The organism is Streptomyces sp. NRRL F-5135 (assembly GCF_000719775.1).
Lineage (GTDB): Bacteria > Actinomycetota > Actinomycetes > Streptomycetales > Streptomycetaceae > Streptomyces > Streptomyces hebeiensis.
Genome location: NZ_JOHR01000003.1, coordinates 158,807 through 183,908, shown reverse-complemented (window position 1 = coordinate 183,908; position 25,102 = coordinate 158,807). Strand labels below are relative to the sequence as shown.

At 72.4% G+C, this 25,102-nt stretch carries 24 protein-coding genes; 10 read left to right on the top strand and 14 right to left on the bottom strand.

Annotated features, from left to right (window positions below; all coding sequences use genetic code 11):
• Nucleotides 1–55: 55 nt before the first annotated feature.
• The 4 genes from IG02_RS0106155 to IG02_RS0106140 all read left to right on the top strand — a co-directional run bounded on the left by IG02_RS0106155 (nucleotide 56) and on the right by IG02_RS0106140 (nucleotide 3,465).
• On the top strand, nucleotides 56–634 hold the full coding sequence (locus IG02_RS0106155) for a cupin domain-containing protein (protein WP_234314621.1): 579 nt from the start codon (nucleotides 56–58) through the stop codon (nucleotides 632–634).
• A 213-nt stretch (nucleotides 635–847) separates the two neighbouring features.
• Nucleotides 848–1,126, top strand: a complete 279-nt coding sequence (locus IG02_RS0106150) for a hypothetical protein (RefSeq protein ID WP_030742743.1) — start codon at nucleotides 848–850, stop codon at nucleotides 1,124–1,126.
• Nucleotides 1,116–2,171: a polyprenyl synthetase family protein gene (locus IG02_RS0106145; RefSeq protein WP_030742741.1), complete on the top strand. Its 1,056-nt coding sequence runs from the start codon at nucleotides 1,116–1,118 to the stop codon at nucleotides 2,169–2,171. The genes IG02_RS0106150 and IG02_RS0106145 overlap by 11 nt, the downstream gene beginning before the upstream one ends.
• 130 nt (nucleotides 2,172–2,301) lie before the next feature.
• On the top strand, nucleotides 2,302–3,465 hold the full coding sequence (locus IG02_RS0106140) for an oxygenase MpaB family protein (RefSeq protein WP_030742738.1): 1,164 nt from the start codon (nucleotides 2,302–2,304) through the stop codon (nucleotides 3,463–3,465).
• Between the two features lie 40 nt (nucleotides 3,466–3,505).
• Here IG02_RS0106140 and IG02_RS0106135 read toward each other — a convergent pair whose 3' ends face one another.
• From IG02_RS0106135 to IG02_RS0106110, 6 genes are all read right to left on the bottom strand, one after another.
• Nucleotides 3,506–4,468 (bottom strand): DUF2510 domain-containing protein, encoded by a 963-nt coding sequence (locus IG02_RS0106135; RefSeq protein ID WP_030742736.1) that lies wholly within the window; start codon nucleotides 4,466–4,468, stop codon nucleotides 3,506–3,508.
• Between the two features lie 92 nt (nucleotides 4,469–4,560).
• Nucleotides 4,561–5,631 (bottom strand): alpha/beta fold hydrolase, encoded by a 1,071-nt coding sequence (locus IG02_RS0106130; RefSeq protein ID WP_030742729.1) that lies wholly within the window; start codon nucleotides 5,629–5,631, stop codon nucleotides 4,561–4,563.
• Nucleotides 5,632–5,847: 216 nt separating this feature from the next.
• A complete protein-coding gene (ligD, locus tag IG02_RS0106125) occupies nucleotides 5,848–6,867 on the bottom strand; it encodes a non-homologous end-joining DNA ligase (RefSeq protein ID WP_030742726.1) in 1,020 nt (339 codons plus the stop codon).
• Nucleotides 6,868–7,135: 268 nt separating this feature from the next.
• On the bottom strand, nucleotides 7,136–8,557 hold the full coding sequence (locus IG02_RS0106120; RefSeq protein WP_030742724.1) for a carboxyl transferase domain-containing protein: 1,422 nt from the start codon (nucleotides 8,555–8,557) through the stop codon (nucleotides 7,136–7,138).
• Nucleotides 8,550–10,004 (bottom strand): acyl-CoA synthetase, encoded by a 1,455-nt coding sequence (locus tag IG02_RS0106115; RefSeq protein ID WP_030742720.1) that lies wholly within the window; start codon nucleotides 10,002–10,004, stop codon nucleotides 8,550–8,552. The genes IG02_RS0106120 and IG02_RS0106115 overlap by 8 nt, the downstream gene beginning before the upstream one ends.
• Before the next feature lie 66 nt (nucleotides 10,005–10,070).
• A complete protein-coding gene (locus IG02_RS0106110; protein WP_030742717.1) occupies nucleotides 10,071–11,372 on the bottom strand; it encodes an SLC13 family permease in 1,302 nt (433 codons plus the stop codon).
• A 217-nt stretch (nucleotides 11,373–11,589) separates the two neighbouring features.
• Here IG02_RS0106110 and IG02_RS0106105 point away from each other — a divergent pair, with 217 nt between their 5' ends.
• The gene (locus IG02_RS0106105) at nucleotides 11,590–12,300 is read left to right on the top strand and encodes a FadR/GntR family transcriptional regulator (protein WP_030742715.1); all 711 of its coding nucleotides are present in this window, start codon (nucleotides 11,590–11,592) and stop codon (nucleotides 12,298–12,300) included.
• 161 nt (nucleotides 12,301–12,461) lie between these two features.
• On the top strand, nucleotides 12,462–13,013 hold the full coding sequence (locus IG02_RS0106100) for a TetR/AcrR family transcriptional regulator (protein WP_030742711.1): 552 nt from the start codon (nucleotides 12,462–12,464) through the stop codon (nucleotides 13,011–13,013).
• An 85-nt stretch (nucleotides 13,014–13,098) separates the two neighbouring features.
• On the opposite strand, the gene IG02_RS0106095 is transcribed toward IG02_RS0106100, so the two are convergent.
• Nucleotides 13,099–13,923, bottom strand: a complete 825-nt coding sequence (locus IG02_RS0106095) for an aldo/keto reductase (RefSeq protein ID WP_030742708.1) — start codon at nucleotides 13,921–13,923, stop codon at nucleotides 13,099–13,101.
• A 220-nt stretch (nucleotides 13,924–14,143) separates the two neighbouring features.
• Between IG02_RS0106095 and IG02_RS0106090 the strand changes: the two genes are divergently transcribed.
• Nucleotides 14,144–14,782, top strand: a complete 639-nt coding sequence (locus IG02_RS0106090) for a histidine phosphatase family protein (protein WP_030742706.1) — start codon at nucleotides 14,144–14,146, stop codon at nucleotides 14,780–14,782.
• Nucleotides 14,783–14,968: 186 nt separating this feature from the next.
• Here the strand turns inward: IG02_RS0106090 and IG02_RS0106085 are convergent, their stop codons facing one another.
• A complete protein-coding gene (locus tag IG02_RS0106085) occupies nucleotides 14,969–15,172 on the bottom strand; it encodes a cold-shock protein (RefSeq protein WP_030742703.1) in 204 nt (67 codons plus the stop codon).
• Between the two features lie 397 nt (nucleotides 15,173–15,569).
• On the opposite strand from IG02_RS0106085, the gene IG02_RS0106080 reads away from it, so the two are divergent.
• Nucleotides 15,570–16,322 (top strand): TetR/AcrR family transcriptional regulator, encoded by a 753-nt coding sequence (locus IG02_RS0106080; protein WP_051764599.1) that lies wholly within the window; start codon nucleotides 15,570–15,572, stop codon nucleotides 16,320–16,322.
• Nucleotides 16,319–17,941 (top strand): MDR family MFS transporter, encoded by a 1,623-nt coding sequence (locus tag IG02_RS0106075; RefSeq protein WP_030742697.1) that lies wholly within the window; start codon nucleotides 16,319–16,321, stop codon nucleotides 17,939–17,941. The genes IG02_RS0106080 and IG02_RS0106075 overlap by 4 nt, the downstream gene beginning before the upstream one ends.
• Nucleotides 17,942–18,147: 206 nt before the next feature.
• On the opposite strand, the gene metF is transcribed toward IG02_RS0106075, so the two are convergent.
• The 5 genes from metF to IG02_RS0106050 all read right to left on the bottom strand — a co-directional run bounded on the left by metF (nucleotide 18,148) and on the right by IG02_RS0106050 (nucleotide 22,823).
• A complete protein-coding gene (gene metF, locus IG02_RS0106070) occupies nucleotides 18,148–19,092 on the bottom strand; it encodes a methylenetetrahydrofolate reductase [NAD(P)H] (RefSeq protein ID WP_078854242.1) in 945 nt (314 codons plus the stop codon).
• Between the two features lie 188 nt (nucleotides 19,093–19,280).
• A complete protein-coding gene (locus IG02_RS0106065; RefSeq protein WP_051764541.1) occupies nucleotides 19,281–20,321 on the bottom strand; it encodes a PrsW family intramembrane metalloprotease in 1,041 nt (346 codons plus the stop codon).
• A complete protein-coding gene (locus IG02_RS35995) occupies nucleotides 20,318–20,917 on the bottom strand; it encodes a hypothetical protein (protein ID WP_051764536.1) in 600 nt (199 codons plus the stop codon). Before IG02_RS35995 ends, IG02_RS0106065 begins: the two co-directional genes overlap by 4 nt.
• Nucleotides 20,918–20,997: 80 nt before the next feature.
• A complete protein-coding gene (locus IG02_RS0106055) occupies nucleotides 20,998–21,528 on the bottom strand; it encodes a cupin domain-containing protein (RefSeq protein WP_030742686.1) in 531 nt (176 codons plus the stop codon).
• A gap of 158 nt (nucleotides 21,529–21,686) precedes the next feature.
• A complete protein-coding gene (locus IG02_RS0106050) occupies nucleotides 21,687–22,823 on the bottom strand; it encodes a type III polyketide synthase (RefSeq protein WP_078854241.1) in 1,137 nt (378 codons plus the stop codon).
• A gap of 747 nt (nucleotides 22,824–23,570) precedes the next feature.
• Between IG02_RS0106050 and IG02_RS0106040 the strand changes: the two genes are divergently transcribed.
• A complete protein-coding gene (locus tag IG02_RS0106040) occupies nucleotides 23,571–24,434 on the top strand; it encodes an NAD(P)H-binding protein (protein WP_030742680.1) in 864 nt (287 codons plus the stop codon).
• Nucleotides 24,435–24,469: 35 nt separating this feature from the next.
• On the opposite strand, the gene IG02_RS0106035 is transcribed toward IG02_RS0106040, so the two are convergent.
• Nucleotides 24,470–25,063, bottom strand: coding sequence for a TetR family transcriptional regulator (locus IG02_RS0106035; RefSeq protein ID WP_030742679.1), 594 nt, complete (start codon nucleotides 25,061–25,063; stop codon nucleotides 24,470–24,472).
• Nucleotides 25,064–25,102: the final 39 nt, after the last annotated feature.

Genomic DNA, 25,102 nt, shown 5'->3' with positions numbered 1-25,102 from the left:
TCTACGGTCGGGGCCGCGATCCCGCGCCCGCGGCGCCCCGACGAGCAGGAGTCCCATGGCTTCGCACAGCACGCCTCCGCACCGGCCCGACACCACGCCCGCCGCCGCGCCCTGTTCCCCCGCCGACGCCGGGAAGGACGCCTTCCACCCGGATCTGCCGGACCACGACCACGGCCACGACGGTACGCCGCACAGCGCGCTGCCCCTGCGGGCCCGGCTGCACCACGTCCGCGCGGACGCCCTCGACGGGGACACCGCCCAGACCGGCGGGATGCGCCGCTTCGCGGCGATCAGCGGGAACAGCGTGGGCTCCGAGCGCATCTGGATGGGACAGACGCATGTCGCCCCTGACACCGCGTCGGCCAACCACCACCACGGCGCCTCGGAAACGGCGATCCACGTGGTCAAGGGGCACCCGGAGTTCGTCTTCCTGGACGACTCCGGTGGTACGGCGGAGGAGATCCGGATCCGCACCTCACCCGGTGACTACATCTTCGTACCGCCCTACGTGCCCCACCGCGAGGAGAACCCGAGCCCCCAGGACGAGGCCGTGGTGGTGATCGCCCGTAGTACGCAGGAGGCGGTCGTCGTCAATCTGCCCGAACTGTATGTCCTGAAGGGGGAACAGGGGTAGGAGCGAGCGCCGGTCCGGAGGAATCAGCCGAAGCCGGACACCTGTTCCCGCCCGGACGGCCACCGGCGTCGAAGACCGCCGGCCACGATCCGCACAGATGAGCGAGGCGATCACTCGATGGTGATTTCCTCCCCTGCCGCGCCCGGTGTGCCGTAACGCTGGGAGAAGCGGCGCGTGGCGTGCCGCGTGGATGTGCTGCGGTGGGGAGAGGGCATGACCCAAGAGGCGGGGCGGCGCGGAAGTCCGGACCAGCGGGCTGTGCTGCTGGCGGCGGGGCTGGCCGATCTGGCGGTGAGCACGCTCGGTTCGGCCCTGGGCGGTGTACGGCAGCTGCTGCGCCGCTCGGACGCCGCGGAACTGGCGGCGGAGGCCGAGCGCGAACTGACGGCCCGGGGGCGGCTCGTGCTGGACCGGCACGCCGCCGTACCCCCGGCGCACCTGGAGGTCCTCGCCCGGCACGCCCTGGCTCGGCGGGCCTCCGATGGCGCCTGAACGGTGGGAGCCGGCCGCGTTCAAGGCGCGCGTCGACGAGGTGCTGCACCCGTTCGTCGCCCGCGAGGCGGAGCAGTTCGCCGCGATCGACCCGGTGCTGGACCCGGTGGCGGAACAGCTTCGGGCCGCGGTCGCGGACGGCAAGCGGCTGCGCGCGGCGTTCTGCTACTGGGGCTGGCGCGCGGTGGGGCAGCCGGACAACGACGCGCTGGTACGGGCGGCGGCCTCGCTCGAGCTGGTGCACGCCGCCGCGGTGGTGCACGACGATCTCATCGACGACAGCCCGTTGCGGCACGGGCGGCCCACCGCGCACGTCGCGCTGCGCGATGCCGTACGCCGTCGTCCGCGTGGTGCCACCGCCGCCAGGTCGCTGGCGATGCTGGTGGGGGATCTGCTGACGGCGCTGGCCGGGCAGCTGTTCGTCACCAGCGGTCTGCCCACCGCGTACCTGGCGCGGGCTCGTCCCTTGTGGTCGGTACTGGCCCGGGAGCTGATCGCGGGTGAGTGCCTGGAGATCCTGCGCACGGGGGCCGATCCGGACACCACGGACTCGCTGAAGGTGATCCGGTACAAGACGGCCAAGTACACCGTCGAACAGCCTCTGCTGATCGGCGGGGCCCTGGCGGGGGCCGACGATCGGCTACGCGAGGGCTACTCCGCGTACGGGCTGCCGCTCGGCGAGGCGTTCCAGTTGCGGGACGACCTGCTCGGCCTGTTCGGAAACCCGGAACGGACGGGCAAGGCCAACACCGACGACATACGCGGCCACCGGCCCACGGCCCTGCTGGCCGAGGCCTGGCGGGTCGCCGGTGCCGATGAGCGGGCGCGACTGCGCGCTCTCCTGGGCCGCCGCGATCCGGACGGAGAGGACCTGCACGCGGTGCGCGAGGTGATGCGACGGCTGAAGGCGCCCGACCGCGTCGAGGACATGATCGCGGCACGGGTCGAGGAAGCACTCGACGCTCTGCACGAGCTGGCCGTACCCACGCACGCCGCCATCGCCCTGACCTCGCTGGCACACGCGGCGACGGTCCGTCCGTCCTGACCCGCGCGCCAGCCTGGCGCGGGTCCGCGCCGTCCCCTCCCGCCGTCTCACCCGCCCCGCCGTCTCACCCGCCCTTCGTGGACAACAACTCCCGTGGATGACAACTCCCTTGGATGACAAGGAACCCCGCATGAACCGCACCGACACATCGATGGACGCCCTCCGGCAGGCCGGTGACGAGCTCGCCGATGCCACGGTCGCCGCACTCTTCGAACGCGGGGAGGTGGGCACGTTCAACACCCTGATGCGCTACGTCTCCACCTCCGGCGCTCCCCTGCCGGAGGGGCTGCCCGATGTCGCCCGGGAGTACCTCGAGGTCACGAGCGCCCCGCCGGCCTGGGTCGACTGGGGCGAGATGGAGAAGGCACGGCTGTTCTTCCTCGACAACAACGTCCACATCACCACCGCCCTGTCCTTCGCCTCCATGCCCGCCTGCTACCTCGTCCCGCACGTGGCGAAGCTGCTCTCCACCACCCACGGGCTGGAGTATCCGTCCAAACGGATGGCGGAGACGGGTCAGTTCACCGTCTACCTGATGCGGCCCGACGCGTTCGAGGCAGGCGGCCGGTTCGTGCCCGCCGCCCAGAAGGTCCGTCTTCTGCATGCCTCCATCCGCCACCACCTCACGGCTGAGAACCGGTGGGACACCGCGACACTCGGCACGCCGATCTGTCAGGAGGACATGATCGGCGGACAGATGTTCTTCTCCTTGCTCGTGCTGGACAGCCTGCACCGCCTGGGTGTCCACATGTCGACGGAGGGGGCGGAATCCTATTACTACGCCTGGCGTGTGGTCGGTGCCATGCTGGGCATCGACCAGGACACCGTCCCCAGGACTCTCGAGGATGCCCGCCGGTTCCTGGACGACTACATGCTGCGGTACATGGGGCCCTCCGAGGAGGGCACGCGCCTGACCCGGCAGCTCATCGACCTCTACGAGGAGGTCGTGCCCGGGACCTTCTTCGACCCGGTCGTATCCGCTCTCGTTCGCCACCTCGTCGGAGACACCTGCGCCGACTGGCTCCAGGTGCCCCGCACGGCGTGGGACACCCTTGTCAGGGCCGTGCCCCACCTTCTCGGCGTACTGGAGAGCGTCGAGGACCGCTCGCCCCTCGGCGCCTGGGCGTTGGACCGCCTCGGTCACCTCACCACCGTCTTCGAGCTGTCCTCGCTCACCCGCGGACGTGTCATGCACTACGCCATCCCCGAACAGCTCAGGAAGGACTACGGCGTGTCCGGCGCGGTGCCCCGCACCCGCCGGTGGACGCCGCCGGCCGCCACGGTCTCCGAGTGACGCGCGCGCTCCGCCCCGCCCGTCCCGTGGCGGGCGGGAATCACACGTCCCGGCCGCTTCCGCCGCCGCCCGCGGCGGCCTTGATGCCCCGGGTGATCTCGTCCATCACCGACAGCTCGGGCGCCTTGTCGTTCACGTCGAATCCGGACCGCACGACGACCATCAGCCGGGGTGTGGCGGGCGAGGGGAAGGCGAGCGACTGGACATAGCCGTCGTCCCCCTTGGCCGTGACGACCTTCCACCGCACGAGGTAGCCCTTCTGCCCGGCGACGGTGACTTCCTCGGCCTTCAACTCCTCGTGCGAGGAGATCTCTCCGTAGGTGTCGCCGCCGTAGGACTCCTCGGCGTTGGCCTCGATGTCCTGCTCGGCGGCCGCCTTCGCCGTGGCTCCCTTGATCTTCAGCGCGGCGGCCGGCGCGCTGAACACCCCGCCGCGCACGCACTGCTGGGACGTCTCACCGGGGCAGGCGTAGGTCCCGGTGGTCACGCCGGCGCCGACGGGGCCGGATTCGCCCTTCCAGCCGTCCGGCACGGGGATGGCTATGCCGCTGGCCGCGTCGGTGGCGTAGCCCTCCTCGGTCCGCGGCTGTCCGGGCGAGTCGCCCTCACCGTCCGGGCCGCCCGGTTCCCGCTGTCCGCCGTCGGGGGCCTGGCCTTCCTGCCCCGGCCGCGACGGGGCCGCTGAGGCGCCCGAACGGGCCTCGGCCGCCGGGCCGTTGCCGTCCGTGCCCTGCCCGAGCAGATAGAACCCGCCCGCGACGGCCAGCACCACCACGGAGGCGATGACGCCGACGGCGACCCGGCGCCCGCGCCCGCCCGGAGACCCCGGCGGGGACGGCGGGTAGGGCGGCGGGGCGGGCGGTCCCCACGCGGCGGAGGCGGCGGGGGCGGAAGCGCGCAGTTCGTCGGTCCAGACCGATCCGTCCCACCACCGTTCCTGGCGGGGACCGTCACCTGAGTGACCCGGGTCGGGATACCAGCCGGGCGGAGTCGTATGCGTCACGGCCTCAGCCTAAACACACTCTCTTAACAAGCGATAAGAGGCCCATGAGAATCCTTGCCGGCATGGACCGGCGCGGCGGCTCCAACCGGCCCTCAGATCGCCGGTGTCGGAGTGTCCGGGGTCGCGGGCAGGGCCCGCAGCCAGTCCACCAGGATGCGGTTGACCTCCTCGGCCCGCTCCTGCTGGACCCAGTGTCCACACCCCTCGAGGAGGTGGGAGGACACCAGCCCGGGCAGGGTGGTCGGATAGGCCGCGATCGCGTCCCCCATCCATGTGGTGGAGGCGTCCCGCGTGCCGCCGATGAACAGCGACGGCTGGGTGATCGGCGCACCGTGCCAGGCTGCCAGGTCCTCCCAGTCCCGGTCGACGTTGCGGTAACGGGCCAGGGCCCCGGTGAGACCGGTACGCTCGAACTCACCGGCGTAGACGTCGAGATCGGCCTCGGAGAGCCAGGACGGCAACGCGGTGCCCCGGGCCGGGAAGCGGTCGGCCATCTTCCCGCCCCTCGGCACGAAGAACAGCGCCCCCTCGCCGCCCTCCGGCATGGTGTCGCCCGAGATCCCGGTGTAGAAACCGGCCAGCCACGCGCGCACATCGGGCTCGATCTCCGCCTCCGCCCGGCCCGGCTCCTGGAAGTAGCTCACGTAGAACTCGTCGTCACCGCCGGCCCTCGCGAAAGCGTCGCTCGGCCGGGCCCCGGCGCGCGGCGCGTACGGCACGCTCAGGAGCCCGACGGCGGTGAAGACGTCCGGCCGCAGCAGCGCCGAGTTGGCGGCGATGGGCGAACCCCAGTCGTGTCCCACGACCGTCGCGGTCGTGGCTCCGAGCGCGCTCACGACACCGACGTTGTCGGCGACATGGGCCAGCATCCGGTACGCGTCCACCGCACGGGGCTTGGCCGAACGCCCGTACCCGCGCACGTCGACGGCCACCGCGCGAAAGCCCGCGGCGGCGAGGGCCGGGAGCTGGTGGCGCCAGGAGTACCACGACTCGGGGAACCCGTGCACCAGGAGCACCAGCGGCCCGGTGCCCTGCTCCACCAGATGGATGCGGCCTCCGGGGACGTCCACCAGCCGGTGCCGGGCTTCCGGGACAGTCGGCTCGGTGGGCGCGGTCGGCGCGGTCGGCGCGGTCGGCGCGGGGGTGACGGCGGGCTGCTGCATCGGTTGCTCCTTGCGCGAGGTCGTCGGCGCTTTGGAACAGCGGCGCGCGACGTGTTCGGGCCCCAGCATGCGAACGCCGCTCACGCCCCGGCGACTTTTGTTGCCGAATCGGCAAGAGGTGCCGGAGCCGCGCCGTGGCACGCGGCGAACGCGGTATCGCCGCGTGGAGGGACGACGGCGCGTTCCGGAGCGTGAGCGGAGCAGGCGGGCCCACGGTCAGCCGGGCTCCGGTTCCTCCCTGACCACCTGTTCGGGCCGCTTGTCGTCGCGCGGACCGAGGAACCGGGGATGCCGCAGCATGCCGTCCCGCGTCCACTCCGTGAAGGCGACCTGGACGACGAGTTCCGGCCGGACCCAGTGCGGGCGCGGCTCGCGCACCCGGTCGGCGAACGGGGAACGGGGGGCGGCCAGACCGTCGAGGGTGCCGCGCAGTCCCACCAGCGCCGCCCGGTCGAAGCCGGTGCCGACCTTGCCCGCGTACCGCAGCCGACCCTCCTCGTACGTGCCGACGAGCAGCGCGCCGAAGCCGATCCGGCCGCCGGCCCCCGCCGGTTCGGTGAAGCCTCCGACGACGAACTCCTGTCCTCGGGCGCACTTGAGCTTCAGCCAGTCCGGGGAACGCCGGCGGACGTAGCGGCCCCCTGCCCGCTTGGCGATCAGCCCCTCCCAGCCGCGCGCGCAGGCCGCGTCCAGTTGCTCCTGTCCGCCCTCGTTGCGGTGCGGCGTGAAGCGGAGGGGAGCACGGAAGGCCACGGCGCGGCGGAGCAGCGACTTGCGTGTGCGCAGCGGCAGCCGGGTGAGGTCGTAACCGTCCAGGCGCAGCAGGTCGAAGAGGTAGTACGTCACCGCGACCCCGCTGGCGCGCGCCCGCGCCGCGTCGGTGATCTGCATGCGCCGCTGGAGCAGGGCGAAGTCGGTCCGCCCGCGCGCGTACGCGACGATCTCACCGTCGACGGTGAAGTCCCGGCACTCCTGGGCGCTCAGCGCGTCGATGATCTCTGGATAGGTGGTCTGCATGGCACGTCCGGTGCGGGACAGCAACCGCGTGCGGTCCTCGTGGCGCGCGCCCAGCGCCCGGACGCCGTCGAGCTTCCGCTCGAAGAGCCAGTCCGCCCCGAAGACCCGCCGGTCGCTGAGGACGGCGAGCATGGGCGGCGTGGCGAGTTCGTCGCCGGGCGCGGCGGGTCTGAGCAGGCCGCGCTGGGCGGCCGGCAGCGTGTCCAGGAGCCCGCTCACCATGGTTTTCCCGCCGGGGCGCGTCGCAAGGGTCCCGGCTCGCCCCGTACGCACACGTGCACGCCGCTCCCCTTCCCGCTCCCAAGCCGTAGGCGCTGCGCCCGACGCGACCAATCTCGCAGCGGCGCCCGGCCCTCGCGACCCGAGGGGGTCCGACGGCGCACGCGGCGCGGGTGTGACGCGGCAGGACACAAGCAGTACGGGAAGGGGCGGGAAACGGCGGCCAAGGGCGGGAAGGCAGGGAGCGGAGAGGATGGGCGGGCGGGGGTTACGAGCGGGCCCCGGCCGTCGGCACGATCCCGCGCACCACCCCGAGGTCCACGAGGTCCTGCGGGCGCAGCCGGAGCCGGCCGGCCACCTCCCGGGTCTCCTCGACGGGGCGTTTGAGGATCGCCGTGGCGGGTTCCGGGGCGATGACGGAGAAGTAGCTGTCGGCGGTGACCCAGGTGTTGCCCGGGGCGGACAGGGCGAGGGCGCCACCCGAACCGCCCTCGCCGATCACGAGGGTGGTCAGCGGCACCCGGGCGGTGGCCACGGCCTGGAAGAGATCCGCGATCGCCGCGCCCGCGCCCGAGCGCTCCGCCTCCGCGTCATTGGCCGCGCCCGGCGTGTCGACCAGGGTGAGGACCGGGATGCCCAGCCGGTCGGCGAGCCGGACCAGCCGGGCGGCGGTGCGGTACCCCGCCGGGAGGGTGGCGGTGCCGGCCTGGGCCGCGTACGCGACGGGCCGTCCCCCGCGCAGTCCGAAGCCGCACAGCATGCCGGGATCCCTGCCGCCGCAGCGGTCCCCGGTGATCTCCGCGCGCTGTTCGAGGTAGGCGTCGAGGTAGGCGGGGGCCCGGGGCCGATCGGGTGACCGGGCGCGGAGCACCGCCTGCCAGCCGGTGGCGGGCGTACCGCCGAGGCCGAGCCCGGCGGGTGGTGGCAGGGGCAGGGGCTCTCCGGCCGGGCCGCTCAGGGGCGTCGCGTACGAAGCAGCACGGTCCCCTCCTCCGCCCGCCGTCAGGAGCGTCAGCCAGCGCCCCACGGTCGTACCCAGTTCGTCCGGGTCCACCAGCGCGTCGACCTGTCCGGCGGCGAACTGCGCCCGCGCGGTGTACGCGTACGGGTCCGCGTCCGCCGGCCGTACGCGCGAGCCCGCGAAGCCGATCTGGGCGTCGGGCAGCGCGAGCACGACATCGGCGCCCGCGCCCAGCGTGGCCCAGCCGCCCCCGGTCGTGGGATCGCGCACCACCGCCAGCTGGGGCAGCCCCCGCGCCCGGGTCAGCGCGGACTCCCCCGCCACGCGCTGGAGCTGGAGCAGCGCGCGCATGCCTTCCTGCATCCGGCTGCCGCCGGTGGCGATCAGTGAGACGACCGGCAGCCCCTGGGCGCGTGCGTGGCGGTGCGCGGCCACCAGGCGGTCCCCCGTCCGTTCTCCCAGCGAGCCGCCGAGAAAACCGAACTCGAAGGAGATCAGGACCGCCCGTGTCGTGCCCACGCGCGCGGTGCCGCAGACGACGGACTCCTCCTCGCCGGTGCGTGCCCGGGCCCGGGCGCGCACCGCGTCGTACCCCGGCCAGCCGAGCGGCCCGTCCGGCGCCTCGTCCGCCGCGCCGGCCGTCACTCCGTCAGGCGCGGGCAGTTCGGCGAAGGTGCCGGGTTCGGCGAGGGCCGCGACCGCCTCGCGCGCGCTCAGCCGCTCAGGCATGGAGGGCCCGCTTCATGATCTTGCCCATGTCGTTGCGCGGCAGGGCCTGGAGGTAGCGCACGGTGCGGGGCCGCTTGTGGGCGGCGAGCTGCGCGGCCACGTGGTCGGCCAACTCCTCGGCGGACGGCGGTTCCTCGGCACGCGCGGGAACGATCCAGGCGACGACGCGCTCCCCGAGATCCGGATCGGGCTCACCGGTCACGGCCGCCTCCCGTACGCCCGGGTGCTCCAGGAGGACGTTCTCGATCTCCCCGGCGCCGATCTTGTAGCCGCCGCTCTTGATCAGGTCGGTGGCCTTGCGGCCGACGATGCGGACCTGGCCGTCGGGGTCGCGTACGGCCATGTCCCCGGTGCGGAACCAACCGTCGACGAAGGCCGCCTCGGTCGCGTCGGGGCGGTTCAGGTACTCGGTGAAGAGGTTCGGGCCGCGCACCTGGATCTCGCCGACCGTCTCGCCGTCGTACGCCTCGACGGCCGCGTCCGACTCGTCCACCAGCCGCAGCTCGACGCCCTTGAGCGGTACGCCGACCGTGCCGGCGCGCGGTTCGCCGTCCACGCGCACGCTGGTGTTCATCAGGGTCTCCGTCATGCCGTACCGCTCGATGACCCGGCGCCCGGTCGCCTCGGCGATCCGCCGGTGGTCGTGGACCGGCAGGGCGGCGGATCCGGAGACGAGCAGCCGGGCGCCGGCCAGGGCCTTCGCCAGCGCCGGGTCGCCGGGAAGCGCCTCGGCGACCCGGTGGTACATGGTCGGCACACCGAAGAACATCGTGGCCCCCGCCGTCAGTTCCCGGGCGACGGCCTCGGTGTCGAACCGGCCCAGGTGACGTACCGAACCGCCCCGGCGCAGCGGGCCGAGGACGCCGAGGATCAGTCCGTGGACGTGGAAGAGGGGCAGGGCGTGCACCAGCACGTCGTCGGCGGTCCACTGCCAGGCGTCCTCCAGGGCGTCCAGCGTGGCGGCGACGGCGCGGCGCGGGAGGACGGCGCCCTTGGGCGGGCCGGTGGTGCCGGAGGTGTAGACGATCAGTGCGGGCGCCGACGGGGACGGCTCGGGCGGCAGGGGCACAGGAACGCCCCCGGGCCGCCCGGCCCCCTGCGCCGTCGCGGCCACCCGGGGCAGCGCGGCGAGTTCCGGCGGGAGCACCGCGTCCGGTTCCGCGACGACGAGGTCGGGGGCGCTGTCCGCGACGATATGGGCCAGCTCCCGTGTGCCGCTCTTGGGGTTGACCGGCACGACGGGCACTCCGGCCAGCAGCGCGGCCACCACTCCGACCGCCGTACCGAGCGTGGGCGTGGCCCAGACCGCGATCCGCCGCGCCCCGGCGACACGGGTGGCGAGCGCGCCGGCCGCGTCGGCCAGCTCCGCGTGGCTGAGCGTACGGTCGCCGAACCTGAGGGCGGGCCGGTCGGAGCGTGCGGCGAGAGCCGGGAAGAGAGGGGACACGCGTCGTTCTCCTTGCTGTGGACGCCGGGGGCGCGATGGACGAGTCCGAACGGTCGGCATCAGCCGTTACCCGAAGCCTGGCACGACCAGGACGAGCCAGACGGCGGCGGGCACCGCCGCCACCACGATCCCCCCGTACACCATCAACTGCCGGAAGAACCGCTCGCGGTCCACGTCCGGCGCGGCGGCCAGGACCAGGGCGCCGTTGGTGGAGAAGGGGCTCACGTCGACGACGGTCGCGGAGATGGCGAGTGCCGCGACCATCCCGACGGCGCCGATCTCCCCCTGGGCGAGGAACGGCACGGCCAGCGGGATGAGCGCGCCCATGATGCCGACGGAGGAGGCGAAGGCGGAGACGAGGGCGCCGATGTAGCAGAGCAGGACGGCGGCGAGGAGCGGGACACCGATGTCGCTGACGGCGTCGCCCGCGTAGTCGATGGTGCCCATCTCCTCCAGGACACCGACGTAGGTCAGGACACCGCAGATGAGCAGCACGGTCGGCCAGGCGATCTGGCTGACGGCCTTGCGGCTGGTGTCCGGCCAGAACGCGCTGAGCAGGACGGCGAGGGTGACGGACGACAGCCCCGCGTCGAGGTCGAAGCCGAGGACGGCGACGACGAGCGCCACCAGCGCGCCCAGGGTGGCGATCCGCGCGGGAGTGAGCCGTTCGGCCTCGGGTCGGTCGGTCTCCGGCCGGTCGGCCTCCGGCCGGCCTCCCTCACCCGCGGTGCCCACGGTCCGCCGCTTCGCCCCGTCCTGTCGGGAGGAGAGTTTGAGCCCGCCGCACAGGACGAAGACGACACCGGCTATCAGCACGTTGGCCACGAGGGAGGCGAGGAACAGGGTCAGCTCGCTGCCGGGCAGCTTCTCGCGGGCCACGATGCCGTTGACGATGGAACCGTAGATGCTGATCGGCGAGAATCCGCCGCCCTGCGCTCCGTGCACCACCATCGCGCCCATCAGCAGCGGGCTGATCCCGTGCCGCGCGGCGAAGCTCAGGGCGATGGGCGCGACGATCGCCACGGCCGCCGGGGAGACGGCACCGATGCCGGTCAGCACACCGGCGACCGCGAACATCACCCATGGGATCAGCGCGATCCGGCCGCGCACCAACCGGATCGCGGCATGGACCAGCCAGTCCGTGGTGCCGTTGGCACGCGCGATCGCGAACAGGTACGTGACCCCGACGAGGACCACGAACAGATCGCCGGGGAAACCGGCGAAGATGCCGTCCGCGTCGAGGCCGGCGACCAGCTGGCCGACGCCGAAGGCGGCGGCGAAGGCGAGAGCGCCCATGTTGATGGAGCGGGTGGTGGCGATCACGAAGACCACCACCAGCACGAGGATCGAGATCAGTTCGGCGGACATGGCGGGGCTCCCGTCCTGGGTCCCTGAGGCTGGCCGAATACGACTGGCCAAGTGGCTGAACCACAGTGAACGGAGGCTTCTCCGACCGTCAAGGGATCGGACAGAATTGGCTCAGCCACCTGACCGGCCGGTGCTCTCGCCGGGAGGGGCACTAGGCTGCCGGTCACAGGCATCGGGAGAAACCGGTCAAGCGTCCGGTCAGGGATTGGGGGTCCGGATGTCCGACGCGTTGCGGCCGATGGCCCGGCAACGGCTGTACGAGCAGGTGCTCGACCGGCTGCGCAGCTATGTCGCCGAGGCGGACCTGGCCGCGGGCGACCGGCTGCCACCCGAGCGGGAGCTGGCCCAGCGGCTCGGCGTCAGCCGGGCCTCGGTCAAGCAGGCGATCGTGGTGCTGGAGGTACAGGGCCTGGTCGAGGTGCGGCACGGCGGCGGCACCTACCTCACCGGGAACAGCCTCGAACCCGAGCCGGTCGAGCGACTGGTGGAGCGCAGACGCCGGCTCCCCGACGTACTGGAGGCCCGCGAGGCGCTGGAGACCAAGCTGGCCGAACTCGCCGCGGAACGCCGCACGGAAGAGGATCTGGCGGCGCTGCGCGACGCGCTGCGCCACATGGCCGACGAGATCGAGGCGGGCGGCCTGGGCGTGGAGGGCGACCGGCTGTTCCACGCCGCGGTGACGGCTGCCGCGCACAGCGCGCTGCTCGCGGAGTTCATGCGGTCGATCTCGGAGCAGATCGCCGAGAGCCGCACGGAATCCCTGCGTCAACCGGGCCGCCCCGGGCGGTCGCTGGCCCAGCACCGGGCGATCCTGGACGCGATCGCGGCCAGGCAGGGCAAGGCGGCGGCCACCGCGATGCGCCGGCATGTGCGTACGGTCGCGAAGGTGCGCCTGCTGGACTGGAACCCGGAGGACGAAAGCCGGTAGGACGCCCGCGGCACGGCGTCAGGGCCCTGGGCACACGCTCGACGGCGCCCGATGAGCGGTCCCGGCGGCTCGCCCCGGGCCAGGTCAGGGGCGGGCCGCCGGGCGGTGACGCCGGAACCGGTCCCGTCCGAAGCAAACCTTCCGAATGGTACAGTTTGGCGATGCGACCGAGTTCGAGGAACCTGATCCTGGATGCGGCGATCCGTGTCACGGAGCGTGGAGGAATCACCAGCCTGACGCTGGAGTCGGCGGCCGAGGAGGCCGGCGTGACCAAGGGCGGGCTGATGTACCACTTCCGCACCCGGGAGGAGCTGCTGCTGGCGATCCAGCGGCAGCTGACCGGGGCGTGGGAGGAGCAGCTGGCGGCCGAGCTCGGCAAACCCCTCGAAGAGGCCTCGCCGCGCGAGACCGTCGCCGCGTACGTACGGGTGGGCGCCGAGGCCGGGGCGAGCAAGGCGGATCTCACGTTCATGATCGAGTCTGTGAGCCGCCCGGAACTGGCGCAGGTGTGGAGCGACATGCTGAGCCGCTGGGCCGCGCCGGCACGATCGACCGAACCGCGGGACATCGACCTGTTCCTGGCGCAGTTGGCCGTCGACGGGCTGTGGCTGTACACGGCCACCAGCGGCGACCGTCTGCCCGAGCCGGTTCGGGAAGCCGTGCGGCAGAGGCTGATCGCGCTGACCGAGGCGGAGCCCACCGGCGTCGTCTGAGCGACGGCCCGACCCGTCGGCGACTCCGCCGTTGAAGCCTGGCCGACCGCCGGACGCCGGGGCGGCCCGTGCCCCGTGCCCCGTATCAGTTGAACGTGTCGGGGTCCGGGCCGGTGCGCCGGCCCTGGTCGAGCGTGCTGATCGCCGCCATGTCGCTCTCCGAGAGCGCGAAGTCGAAGACGTCGATGTTCTCCCGGATGCGCGCGGGCGTGGCGGACTTGGGGATGACGACGTTCCCGAGCTGGAGGTGCCAGCGCAGCACGATCTGCGCCGGCGTCTTCTCGTGGCGGGCGGCGACCTCGACGATCGCCTCGTCCTGGAGCAGCGCGCCCTGCGCCAGCGGGCTCCATGCCTCGGTCGCGATGTCGTGCTGGGCGTGGAAGTCCCGCAGTTCCGCCTGCTGGAAGGCGGGGTGCAGTTCGATCTGGTTCACGGCCGGGACCACCGAGGTCTCGTCCAGGATCCGCTGGAGGTGCGGGGCCTGGAAGTTGGACACACCGATGGCGCGGGCCCGGCCGTCGGCCAGCAGCGTCTCCAGCGCGCGCCAGGTGTCCACGTAGCGGTCGCGCGCCGGCGTGGGCCAGTGGACGAGGTAGAGATCCACGTGATCCAGGCCGAGCCTGCGCAGGCTGGTGTCGAACGCGGCGAGAGCCGAGTCGTAGCCCTGCGCGTCGTTCCAGAGCTTCGTGGTGACGAACAGCTCCTCGCGGGGCAGGCCCGAGCCGGCGAGCGCGCGGCCCACGCCCTCCTCGTTGCCGTAGGCGGCTGCCGTGTCGACGCTCCGGTAACCGGCCTCCAGCGCGGCCAGGACCGTGTCGGTGGTCCGGTCCGGTGCGACCTGGAAGACACCGAAGCCGAGCTGCGGAATCTTGACGCCGTTGTTGAGCACGATGTGAGGGACGGAAGCCATGGTGGTGTTCCTCTTCTCTCGCTCGACGTTTTCCCGGTGCCCGGGCCCGGGACGCTCGGGGTCCACCGCCTGCCACCAACGTAAACGAGGTCTGCCCGCCTCACCGGGTCACCGGCGCCGGATGGGGAGACACTGACCTTGGTGCCCCCGGCGGGTCCCCACCGCCGCCGGGGGAAGGTCACCACGGCGGTTCACACGGAGCAGGGAACGGACTGATCCCATGGGCGAGTTGATCCTGGTGCGGCACGGCGAGACCGCGTGGTCCCGGTCCGGTCAGCACACCAGCCACACCGACCTGCCGATGACCGAGCACGGCGAGCACCAGGCCCGCTCCCTGGTCCCGCTGCTGCGCGCGCACCGCATCGCGCTCACCCTGGTCAGCCCCATGGCCCGGGCCCGGCGCACCGCGGAACTGGCCGGTCTCGACGCGCCGCGGACCGAGCCCGGGCTGCGCGAGTGGGACTACGGCGGCTACGAGGGCGTCACGACGGACGAGATCCACCGCACGCGCCCGGACTGGGACCTGTGGACCGACGGTGCGGTGCCGGGTGCCGACGCGGCGGGCGAGAGCCCGGCGGAGGTCGGCCGCCGCGCCGACCGGGTGCTCGCCGCGGCGCTGTCGGCGCTCGACAGGGGCGAGGGCGACGTCGCCCTCGTTTCGCACGGCCATTTCCTGCGCGTCCTGACCGCCCGCTATCTGGGGCTGGCCCCGGCCGCGGGGGCGCTCTTCCAGCTGGCCACCGGAACCTTGTCCCGGCTCGGTACGGAGCACGGCCGTCCGGTGATCACCGGATGGAACCTCACGCTTCCCGAGAGCGTTCTCCGCACCGCTCCCCAGGAAGGACGACGCCCGGCCTGACCGGTTCCCGGCCCCGGAACCGCTCTCGCGCTCCGGGGCGAGCGGCGCGTGCGCCGGCGGGCGGCGGCCGGTCACGGCGACCCGCGGCGGAGGTCCGGCCCGTCCGGTCCGCGGCACACGCGCCCGCGCGCCACGGACCGGAGGGAGAGCCCGGGGCCGAGCAACGTCCGCCCCGGGCCACGCGGGTCAGGAGGGGAGGATGTTCTCCGCCTGCGGGCCCTTGGCGCCCTGGGTGACGTCGAAGGTCACCTTCTGGCCCTCCGAGAGCTCACGGAAGCCGGACATCGAGATGTTCGAGTAGTGTGCGAAGACATCGGGACCACCGCCGTCCTGTGCGATGAATCCGAACCCCTTCTCCGAGTTGAACCACTTCACCGTTCCACTGGCCATTGCTCAGTCTCCGTTCCGAGGGACACATGACGGCGCCCGCACCACACGGGCACCGGAGGTGATCGCCCTGGTCCCCGACAGACGCTGAACAGCACAAACGCCCGTGACGGCACGTCACGGGCGAGCGGTACTTCGGAACCACGACAGCTGATCACGACGCTACCGTGCGCGAAGCGATCCAGCCACAGAAACAGCCAACTCTTGCGTCTGTGGCGCGTAATCGGCCCATGACCGAGGGCCACGATCACCCGTTCGTACCAATTACCGCCAACGGGGGTGCGCACAGGCGCGCAACCGTCGGTCGTGCAGCCCCGTACGGCGCGAAATGATCAGCCCGGGCAGCGCCGGACGAGTGACGCCCGTAAAGAATTTTGCGGATCCTGCACTTTTGCATACTCTGCATCTCGTGAGAACGGAAGGCACGGTCCTGGGACTGCGCGAGCGCAAGAAGCGGGCGACCCGCAGGGCCCTGGCCGAGGCGGCCGTGCGGCTGGCGGCCGAGCACGGCGCGGAGAATGTCACCGTCGAGGCGATCAGCGAAGCCGCGGGGGTTTCGCCACGTACATTCTTCAACTACTTCGACACCCATGACGACGCATTCGTCATGATCGACCGGGATGTCGGGGAGCGGGTACGGCGTGCCGTGCGCGAGGCGCCGGCCGGCCGGCCCCCGCTCGAGGTGGTGCGCGAGGCGTTCGCCGCCGAGTTGATGAACGTGGAGGAGCAGCAGGAGATCTGGCGGCTGCGGGCCACGGTGCTCCAGCGCTCGCCTCACCTGCTGGTCCGCGGCATGGGCGCGCACATCGCCGACGAGATCGCGCTCGCCGGGGCCATCGCCGGACGCGCCGGGGCGGCCACCCCGACAGTGCCCCCGACTGGGCGGCGCCGGCCACCGTGCGCGGAGCGCCCCGCTCCGGGGCCGTTCCCCGACACCTCACACCTGGACCTCTACCCGAAGCTGCTGGCGTCCGTCGCCAACACGGCCGTACGGGTCTCCGCCGAGCACTGGTGCGCCCAGGCCCAGGCGGAAACGCCGAGTCCCGCGGCGTTCCTCGAAATCTTCCACGACGTCTTCGATCAGCTGGCCGCCGGGCTGCCGCAACCACAGCCCGGCGACCGACCATCCAAGGATTCAAGAAGGACACCTTGAGTACAACGCAGGCGCCTGACCAGGCGCCGACCTCCATGACCGACCGGCAGATACTCCAAGTCATGTCGGGTCTGATGGCGGGCATGTTCGTCGCCATCCTGGCCGGCACGGTGGTGGCCAACGCGCTGCCCCGCATCATCACCGACCTCGGCGCCAGCCAGTCCTCGTACACCTGGGTCGTCACCTCGGAGCTGCTCGCCATGACGGCGACCGTCCCGCTGTGGGGCAAGCTCTCCGACCTCTACAACAAGAAGCTGCTGCTCCAGCTCTCGCTCGCCATGTTCGTCGTGGGATCGCTCCTCGCCGGCTTCTCGCAGGGCGCCGGGCTGCTCATCTTCAGCCGTGTCGTCCAGGGCATCGGCGCGGGCGGTCTGACCGCCCTGGTGCAGGTCGTCATGGCCGCGGTCGTCCCGCCGCGGCGGCTGGGCAAGTTCTCCGGGATCTTCGGCGCCGTCTTCGCCGTCGGCACGGTCGCGGGCCCGCTGGTCGGCGGTGTGCTGGTGGACACGTCGTGGCTGGGGTGGCGCTGGTGCTTCTTCATCGGCGTGCCGTTCGCGCTCGCCGCGATCCTGATCCTCCAGCGCACGCTGCGCCTGCCCACGGTCCGCCGTGAGGTGAAGATCGACTACCTGGGCGCGTTCCTGATCGTCGCGGGTATCAGCGCACTGCTGATCTGGACGTCCCTGGCGGGCAACGAGTTCGACTGGGCGTCCTGGCAGACGGCCGCCCTCACCACGACGGGGGCGGTGCTGCTGCTGGCCGCGGTCTTCGTCGAGTCCCGGGCGCCCGAGCCGATCATTCCGCTGGACATCTTCCGCAACCGCACGATCACCCTGACCACGGTGGCGAGCCTGCTGGTCGGTGTGGCCATGTTCGGCGGCACGGTCTTCCTGTCCCAGTACTTCCAGATCTCCCAGGGCAAGAGCCCGACCGTCGCGGGCCTGATGGGTCTGCCGATGATCCTGGGCCTGCTGGTGTCCTCCACGGTCGCGGGTCAGATCATCAGCGCCACCGGCAAGTGGAAGATCTATCTGGTCGCGGGCGCCGTGGTCATGACGGCGGGTCTGGCACTGCTGTCCACCATCGGCTCCGACACCGGCTTCGGACTGCTGAGCCTGTACATGGCCGTCCTCGGCATCGGTGTCGGCATGCTGATGCAGAACCTGGTCCTCGCGGCCCAGAACGACGTCCCCGCGGCGGAACTCGGCGCGGCCACGTCCGTGCTGTCGTTCTTCCGCAGCATGGGCGGCACGATCGGCACGAGCGTCCTGGGGGCCGTGCTCGCCAACCGGGTCAGCTCCGAGCTGGCCAAGGGCATGGGCGGAGCCGGCCAGGGCGAGGGCGGCGGTTCCGGCGAGGGGAAGATACCGGACATCTCCACGCTGCCCGAGCCGGTGCGCGAACTGGTGCAGAACGCGTACGGGGTGGCCACGGCGGAGCTGTTCCTGGTCGCCACGCCGTTCGCCGCTCTCGCGCTGGTCGCGGTCCTCTTCATCAAGGAGAAGCCCCTCAAGACGACGAGCGGCATGGAGCGGCTCGCCCAGGAGCGCGGGACGTCCGACGGAGCCGGCGGGGACGCCGACGGTGCCGCCGCGACGCCGGCGACGCCCGTGAGCTGACCGCGAACCGGCCCGGGCCGGCCGGCCCGTACGGTCGCGGTCGTCACGCGCGTCGCACGCCCGCTCCGTACGGACCGCTCCCGCGCGACGCCCCGGCCCCTGCGTGGGCCGGGGCGGTTCCGGCCGCCGGCCCCGGTCGTGTCCTCGACGGACACGGCCGGGGCCGGCGGTCTTTTTCCACCGGCGTGCCAGGGGTGTCAGGAGTGTCAGCCGGACGTGGCGGCCAGCGGCCGGTCGTCGTCCGTGCTCACTCCCAGGTTCTGGTGGATCTCCATCGTGGCCGTGGAGCGGTTGAGCGTGATGTAGTGCAGGCCGGGCGCGCCCTCGGCGAGCAGTCGTTCGGCCATCACGGTCGCGTACTCGACACCGATCCGATGGCCCTCCTCCGGCCGCCCCGCGGCCGCTTCCAGGCGCCGGGCCAGCTCCGGGGGGAAGCGGGCGTCGCTGAGTTCGGCGAAGCGGCGGATCTGCCGTGCGTCGGTGGCCGGCATGATCTCCGGGATGATCGGAGTCGTACACCCCGCCGCCTCGATCCGGTCACGCAGGCGGAGGTAGTCCTCCACGTGGAAGAACATCTGGGTGATGGCGTAGTCGGCGCCCGCCCTGCATTTGGCGACGAAGTGGCGGATGTCGCTCTCCCAGTCGGGCGAACGCGGGTGCCGCTCGGGGAACGCGGCCACCCCGACCGTGAAGTCCCCCAGGTCCCTGATGAGGGTGACGAGTTCACCGGCCTGCGCGAACCCCTCCGGGTGGCGGACCCACTCGCCGCGCGGGTCGCCGGGCGGGTCACCGCGCAGGGCGAGGACGTCCCGGATGCCCGCGTCCGCGTACTGGCCGATGATGTGCCGCAGTTCCGCCACGGAGTGGCCCACGGCGGTCAGGTGCGCCACGGGGCGCAGCGTGGTCTCGGCGGCGATGCGCTTGGTGACCTCGATCGTCCGGTCCCGTGACGAGCCGCCGGCCCCGTAGGTCACGGAGACGAAGGTCGGCGCCAGCGCTTCGATACGGCGGATCGCGTTCCAGAGCGTGCGCTCCCCGGCGTCGGTCTTCGGCGGGAAGAACTCGAAGGAGTACGAGCGCTTTCCCTCGGCCAACAGGGCGCGGGGACCGGGCCGGGCGTGCGGGGGACGGTCCGCGGTAGCTGCCGCCATGGCGGGGGTCCTTTCTTCACGTCGCTCGGTGCGTGGACACGCACACGGTGCGCACACACTAGCCGTGCGGGCTCGTGCGCCCATGGTGTGCCCACGAACTGGTCAGCGGTGCCGCGGTGCAGGTCAACGCGACGTCTACCAGGGCGCGTTGACGAACATGGCTTCGGGCGTGCCGGGCCCCGGGCCGGTCAGGCCGGCCCGCGCGTACTGTCCGCGGCCACCTCCTCGACGAGGTCCAGGTAGCTCTGTGCGCGCCGTTCGGCGGCCGGGCGGCGCGCCGGGGGCAGTGTCCGCAGGGCGCGGCGCCGGGAGCGGCGGGTGAGCAGCGTGAGGGAGAGGTCCGTCCGGGGGGAGCGCAGGAACACGCGCGCCCGCCGCCGGGCCCGGTGCCGGAGAGTGAGGTAGAACCCGGCGGCGATCAGGAAGTTCAGGGCCACCTTGGCGACGATCCCGGTGGCCGAGGTGAGGACGGGGGCGTCGAACAGCGCGTGCATGCCCATGGCCGTCAGGACGCAGAGCACGGCCGGTCCGGCGCGCCGACGGCGGTCGTCGTGCGCGAGCAGGATGCCGACCGCCGTCCCGGCGACCGCGCTCAGAGCCCAGTGGGTGCCGAGGCCCGTCACCAGGACGCGGGTGAGGAAGGACCTGAGGACATCGGCGGAGCCGTCCACCCCACCGCCCATCAGAACGGAGTTCATCGCGTAGGTCCAGTTCTCCACCACCTGGAACCCCAGTCCGGTGAACGCGCCCAGGAAGAACCCGTCAAGGGGCCCGCGTACGCGGCTCCGGGCGCCGAGCGCGATGAGCGCGACGCCGGCGAGTTTGAACAGTTCCTCGTTCAAGGGGGCGGTGAGGGCGGCCGCCCACCGTGAGGCGAACGCGATGCCGGCGGTCTTGGCCCAGATGCCCTGGAGTCCGGTGTTGGCGACGATCGCGCAGCCGGCCGCGGCGGTGGCCCCCCAGGCGACCCCGCTCCAGGCCCAGGCCCGCGGTGGCGGCCGGAAGGGGCGCACCCGGCCGAGGACGGCGACGCCGATGCCCACGGTGAACAGCAGCAGCAGGAGGGCGAGCGACGCGGGGCCGGAGAAGACCCGGATGACGGCGGCGAACTCGGCGAGCGTCAGCAGGGCTCCGAGCAGACACAGTCCACCGCCGAGCCAGCGAGCCGGTCTTTGCCGCCAGGACCGGCGCACGGCCGTGTACGCGGCGGGCAGGGCGGGGCCGGTCATGACCCTCCCCCGAGGAAGGCGACGCTCCGGGCCGTCGCCGAGGCGTCCGCTCTCGCGCGCGGGCCGGCGCCCGGTTTCGCCAGTACGGTGACCTCGACGGCGTAGCTCGCGCCGGGCGGCAGCCAGAGGGTTGCCGTCCCGGCGCGGCCGTCCCGGGCCAGCGCCCCCGTCAGTCCGCTCGCGCCCCCGCTGCTGGTGACCGGTCGTGGTCCGCCCAGGCGGCTGTCCTGGTCGGCGACGGACTGCACCCTGCCCAGGCCCGCCCACAGGCGTCGGGCGCCGGTGCGGGAGGCGAGTGCGACGTACCTCGCCACCAGATCGACGCCGTCGAGCGAAAGGGCGTACGACACGTCGGGGTCGCTCTCGGCCTTGCGCACCTGCCAGCCGTCGCCGACGATCCGCAGCGCCGCGCTCTGCCGACCGGGTCCGAGCCACAGCACCGTGCCCGGCCGGACCGGCTCCCGGTCCGACAGGGCCAGGCCGATCAGCGGCCAGCCGGCCGTCAGCGTGACCATGCCGAGCGCGATCGCGACGATCCGCCGGCGGTCCCGCGGCCCGTGGGGCGGCGGGTGCCCGAGTGCCGATGTGTTGTCCATGTGTCCACGGTCCGTCTGACACCGGGTTCACGCGGTGTCAGACCCTCGTACGAGTGAGACGGGTGGTGAGGGGCACGCGCTCAGGGCTTGTGGCGGAGCGGGGTGATCTGCTCGATGTCGTAGCGGAGGCGCAGGTCGGCGATGGCCTCGGGGTCGGGTGTGGCCCCGTCCTTGAGGATGTCGAGCAGTTCCTCGAAGTAACGTTCGTGGTCGGAGGGCGGGGACGACTGGAAGAACATCCGGGCCGGCGCGTCCGCCCGGTTGGCGAAGGCGTGCGGGCAGCCGGGCGGGACGACGATGACCGTGCCGGGCGTGGCCCTGACCGCCGTCAGGCCGGACTCTGACTCCCAGTGCCGCCAGTCCTCCGTGCGTACGCGCGGCTCGAAGGCGAGGACGTCGAGTTCACCGTCGAGGATGTAGAACAGTTCCTCGCTGTGCGCGTGCCGGTGGGCGCCGACGTCGAATCCGGGCGGCACGACGACCTCGAAACTCGAGGACACCGTCGAGTGCTCGCCGGTGACCTTGAAGGTCACCTGCTGGGCCGGGGTACGGACGGTGGTGCCTCCGCCCGGCGGGACGATCAGCCCCTCCGTCCGTGTCAGCTGGGTCATCCGGTTTGCTCCAGGCAGTCGAGTTCGGGGGCCGCGGGCCCGGCGATCCTAGGGTCGGCAGTGCCGGGACCGGAACCTTCGGCCCCGCGGAGCGGGACAGGGCCCCCGCGACACCGGTCACGGCCGGCGCCGGGGACCCGGTCCCGTCCTCACCGTCGTCAGCGCATGGACCCGGCCGCGGAGCGGAGGTTCGTTCCCTGCGCGCCCAGCATATGAGGCTCCATCAGCTCCGGTACGATGCCCGGCCCGCCGGCCGTCCACCGCCCCAGGGCCATCTCGGCGGTGATACCAGGGCCGAATCCGGCGATGATGCCCTGGGCCCCGTCCGTCACCGCGCCCTCGTCGAAGAGTCTTCGGACGGCGTCGAGGACGACGGCGCTCGCGATGTTGCCGTACTCGGTGAGAGTGCCCCGGCTGAACCGGAAGGCGTCCGGTGGCACTTCGAGGAACCGGCTGAGGTCGTCCAGAATGCGCGGACCGCCGGCGTGGATGATGTAGAAGTCCAGCCCGGTGGCGTCCCAGCCGTGCTGGTCGGCGATGGTGCGCAGGGCCGGGGCCAGCGGCTCCATGGTGGTGGGGACCCGCTTGTCGAGCAGGAAGTGGAACCCGGTGGCCCGGACGCTGTAGGCGATCCAGTCGGTGGTGTCCGGTACGAGGTGCGACGCGTTGCGCTCCAGCGAGATGCCCGTGCCGCCCTCACCGCGTACGACGGCCGCGGCGACCGCGTCCCCGAACAGGCCGTTGGACAGCAGCGATCCGACCCCGAGATCGGTCGGCTGGTAGCACAGGGAGCAGAACTCGCAGGCGACGATGAGGACATTGGCCTCGGGGTACGCCTGGCAGAAGTCGTGCGCCCTGTTGATGGCCGCGCCGCCCGCCGCGCAGCCGAGCTGGGCGATCGGGAGCTGCCGGGTGTGGCTGGGGAAGTCCATCTCGTTGATCAGCCAGGCCGTCAGCGACGGCATCATGAAGCCGGTGCACGAGACGTAGACGATCAGGTCGATGTCCGTGGGGCGGAGTTCGGCGTGGTCGAGCGCGCTGTTGATCACAGCGGGCACCCGCGCCTTCGCCTCGGCCTCGTACAGCACGTTGCGGTCCTCGAAGCCCGGGTGCTGGAGCGTCTGCTCGATGGGTTGGACGATATGCCGCTTCGCTACGCCGGTGTTCGAGATCAGCCGCAGTGCCAGGGGCAGTTGTGGATGGTCCGCGTGCAGTGAGCGCGCGAGAGCGAGTGTGTCTTCCATGGTGATCACGTGCTCGGGAACCGAGACAGCGGGTTTACACAGAGTCGCCACGACACGCCTTTCTTGATGTCTGTTCGCTCAGAAACTGCTGCCCACACTCACGGGCGATCAACCACCGCCGCAACCCTACTTGTGCAGGTCGAGAGGGGTGCGAGAGGCATTGCTGACTGATAATCCATTCATCAGATGAGCCGTCAAATCCTTGTCTGACGGATACAGAACGTAAGAATGACCAAGAACGGCCTCACCCGTTCAGGGGTCTGTGCGCGGCGATCCGGTGACCGTTCGCGGAACGCAGGAACCGATGCGACGCGACGCCCATCGGCCCCGCCGGCGCCGTTCCCCCGGCACCCCGGGCCACGCGGTCCTCATGACAACGTTCACTCGTCCGGCTCCATCCCGTACCTCCGACGGGTGAACGTCCCCGCGGAGGCGACGACCGGACCGGTCGTCCCACGAGATATGCCGACCCCTCCGCCCGCACCGGCCTCTCCGCCCGGACGAGTGCGACGGCACCCGGATCGGGCGGTAGATTTCTCCTGTCGGCCTCGGTTCTCAGGGTGGGCTGCCGACGGATACGAATCCGTGCGAGACGGTGGGGTTGTTGGTGCGGGCGTTCACCGGAATCGAGCTGATGTCCCGGGCCCCCGCCCGGCGTGCCGTCCTCGGGCACCAGGTCTCGGGGGCGCGGTGGCGTCTCCTCCCCGCACCCGCCGCTCCCGGCACGCCGCCCTGTCCCGGCATCGGGCCCGGCCGGGACGCCGCACGCGCCGCGGCGACGAGCCAGGCGGTCCCGGCGTGATTCTGCTGACCGGGGTCACCGGCACCGTCGGCGGGCTGGTGGCACGACGGCTCGCCACCGACGAGCCCGTACGCCTCCTCGCCCGCGACCCCCGCCGTCTCACCGCGCTCACCGGACCGCGGACGGAGGCCGTCGGCGGCGACTTCACCGACCGCGCGAGTCTGGTCACGGCCCTGACCGGGGTCCGGGCGGCGTTCCTGGTCACGAACGACCCGCTGACCCACGCGCACGACGAGAACTTCGTCGCCGCGGCCCGCGCCGCGGGCGTACGCCACGTGGTGAAGCTCTCGGCGCGCGCGGTCGACGAGCCGGACGCCACCGACCTGGTCACCCGCTGGCAGCGCGGCAACGAGGAGCTCATCCGCTCCTCGGGCCTGGGCTGGACCTTCCTGCGCCCCCGGGCCTTCATGTCCAACACACTGGGCTGGGCCCGTTCGGTCCGGGAGGAGGGCGTGGTCCGGGTGTTCGGCGCGTCCTCGCCCAACGCCAGCGTCGATCCGCGCGACATCGCCGATGCCGCCGCGCTCTGCCTGACGGACGGTGAACCGACGACCCGGGCCCTTGCCCTGACCGGACCCGCTGCCATCAGCCCCGTCGAACAGGTCGCCGTCCTCTCCCGCCTGCTGGCGCGTCCGGTGCGCCTCGAGGAGCTGACGTGGGGTCAGGCGTGGAGCCGGTTGCTCACCCGTCATCCGGCCCCGGTGGCGGATGCCCTGATGGAGAGCGCGGTACGGCAACGGGCCGGCGCCAAGGGTGAGGTGGATCCGACCCTGGCCACGCTCCTGGGGAGGCCGGCGCGCGACTACGCCTCCTGGGCCGCCGACCACCGCTCCGCCTTCGCCGCCGGCCGCGGGACCTGACCTGCCTCGGCCGCCCGGCCTACCCGACTCGCGGCCTACCCGACTCGCGGCCCCGCCGCAGTGAGATAGCGCTGCACTGTCGGCGCCAGCCAGGCCACGATCTCGTCGTGCCCCATCTCGACGGCGGGCGGCAGCTTGAGCACATAACGGTTCAGCGCCATGCCCAGCACCTGCGAGACCAGCAGCGCGGCCCGCGTCGGCGCCTCGGCCGGATCGGGACAGACGGCCGCGACCAGGGGGGTCAACTGCTCCCGGAACACGGTATAGATCCGATCGGCGCCCGCGGGATGCGTGACGCCGACCCGCACCAGCGCGTTCAGCGTCCCGTCCTCCTCCCAGCGGTGCAGGAAGTGCCGCACGAGCCGGGCGCCCGCCTCCTCGCGCGGCGTGTCCGCCAGGGAGGGGAGCCCCAGATCGATCGCGGACGCGGCGGCGAACAGCCCTTCCTTGCTGCCGTAGTACCGCATCACCATCGAGGGGTCGATGCGGGCGTCGCGCGCCACGGCGCGGATCGTCGCCCGGTCGTACCCGTCCACGGCGAAGCGGTCGCGGGCGGCCTCGAGGATGGCGGCCCGCGTGACATCCGAACGCCGCGGCTTCTCGTCCGCCCCGGCTGGTTCCCGTTCCATGCCCACAACTGTAGGCCAACGGTTGTTGACGCACCAGAG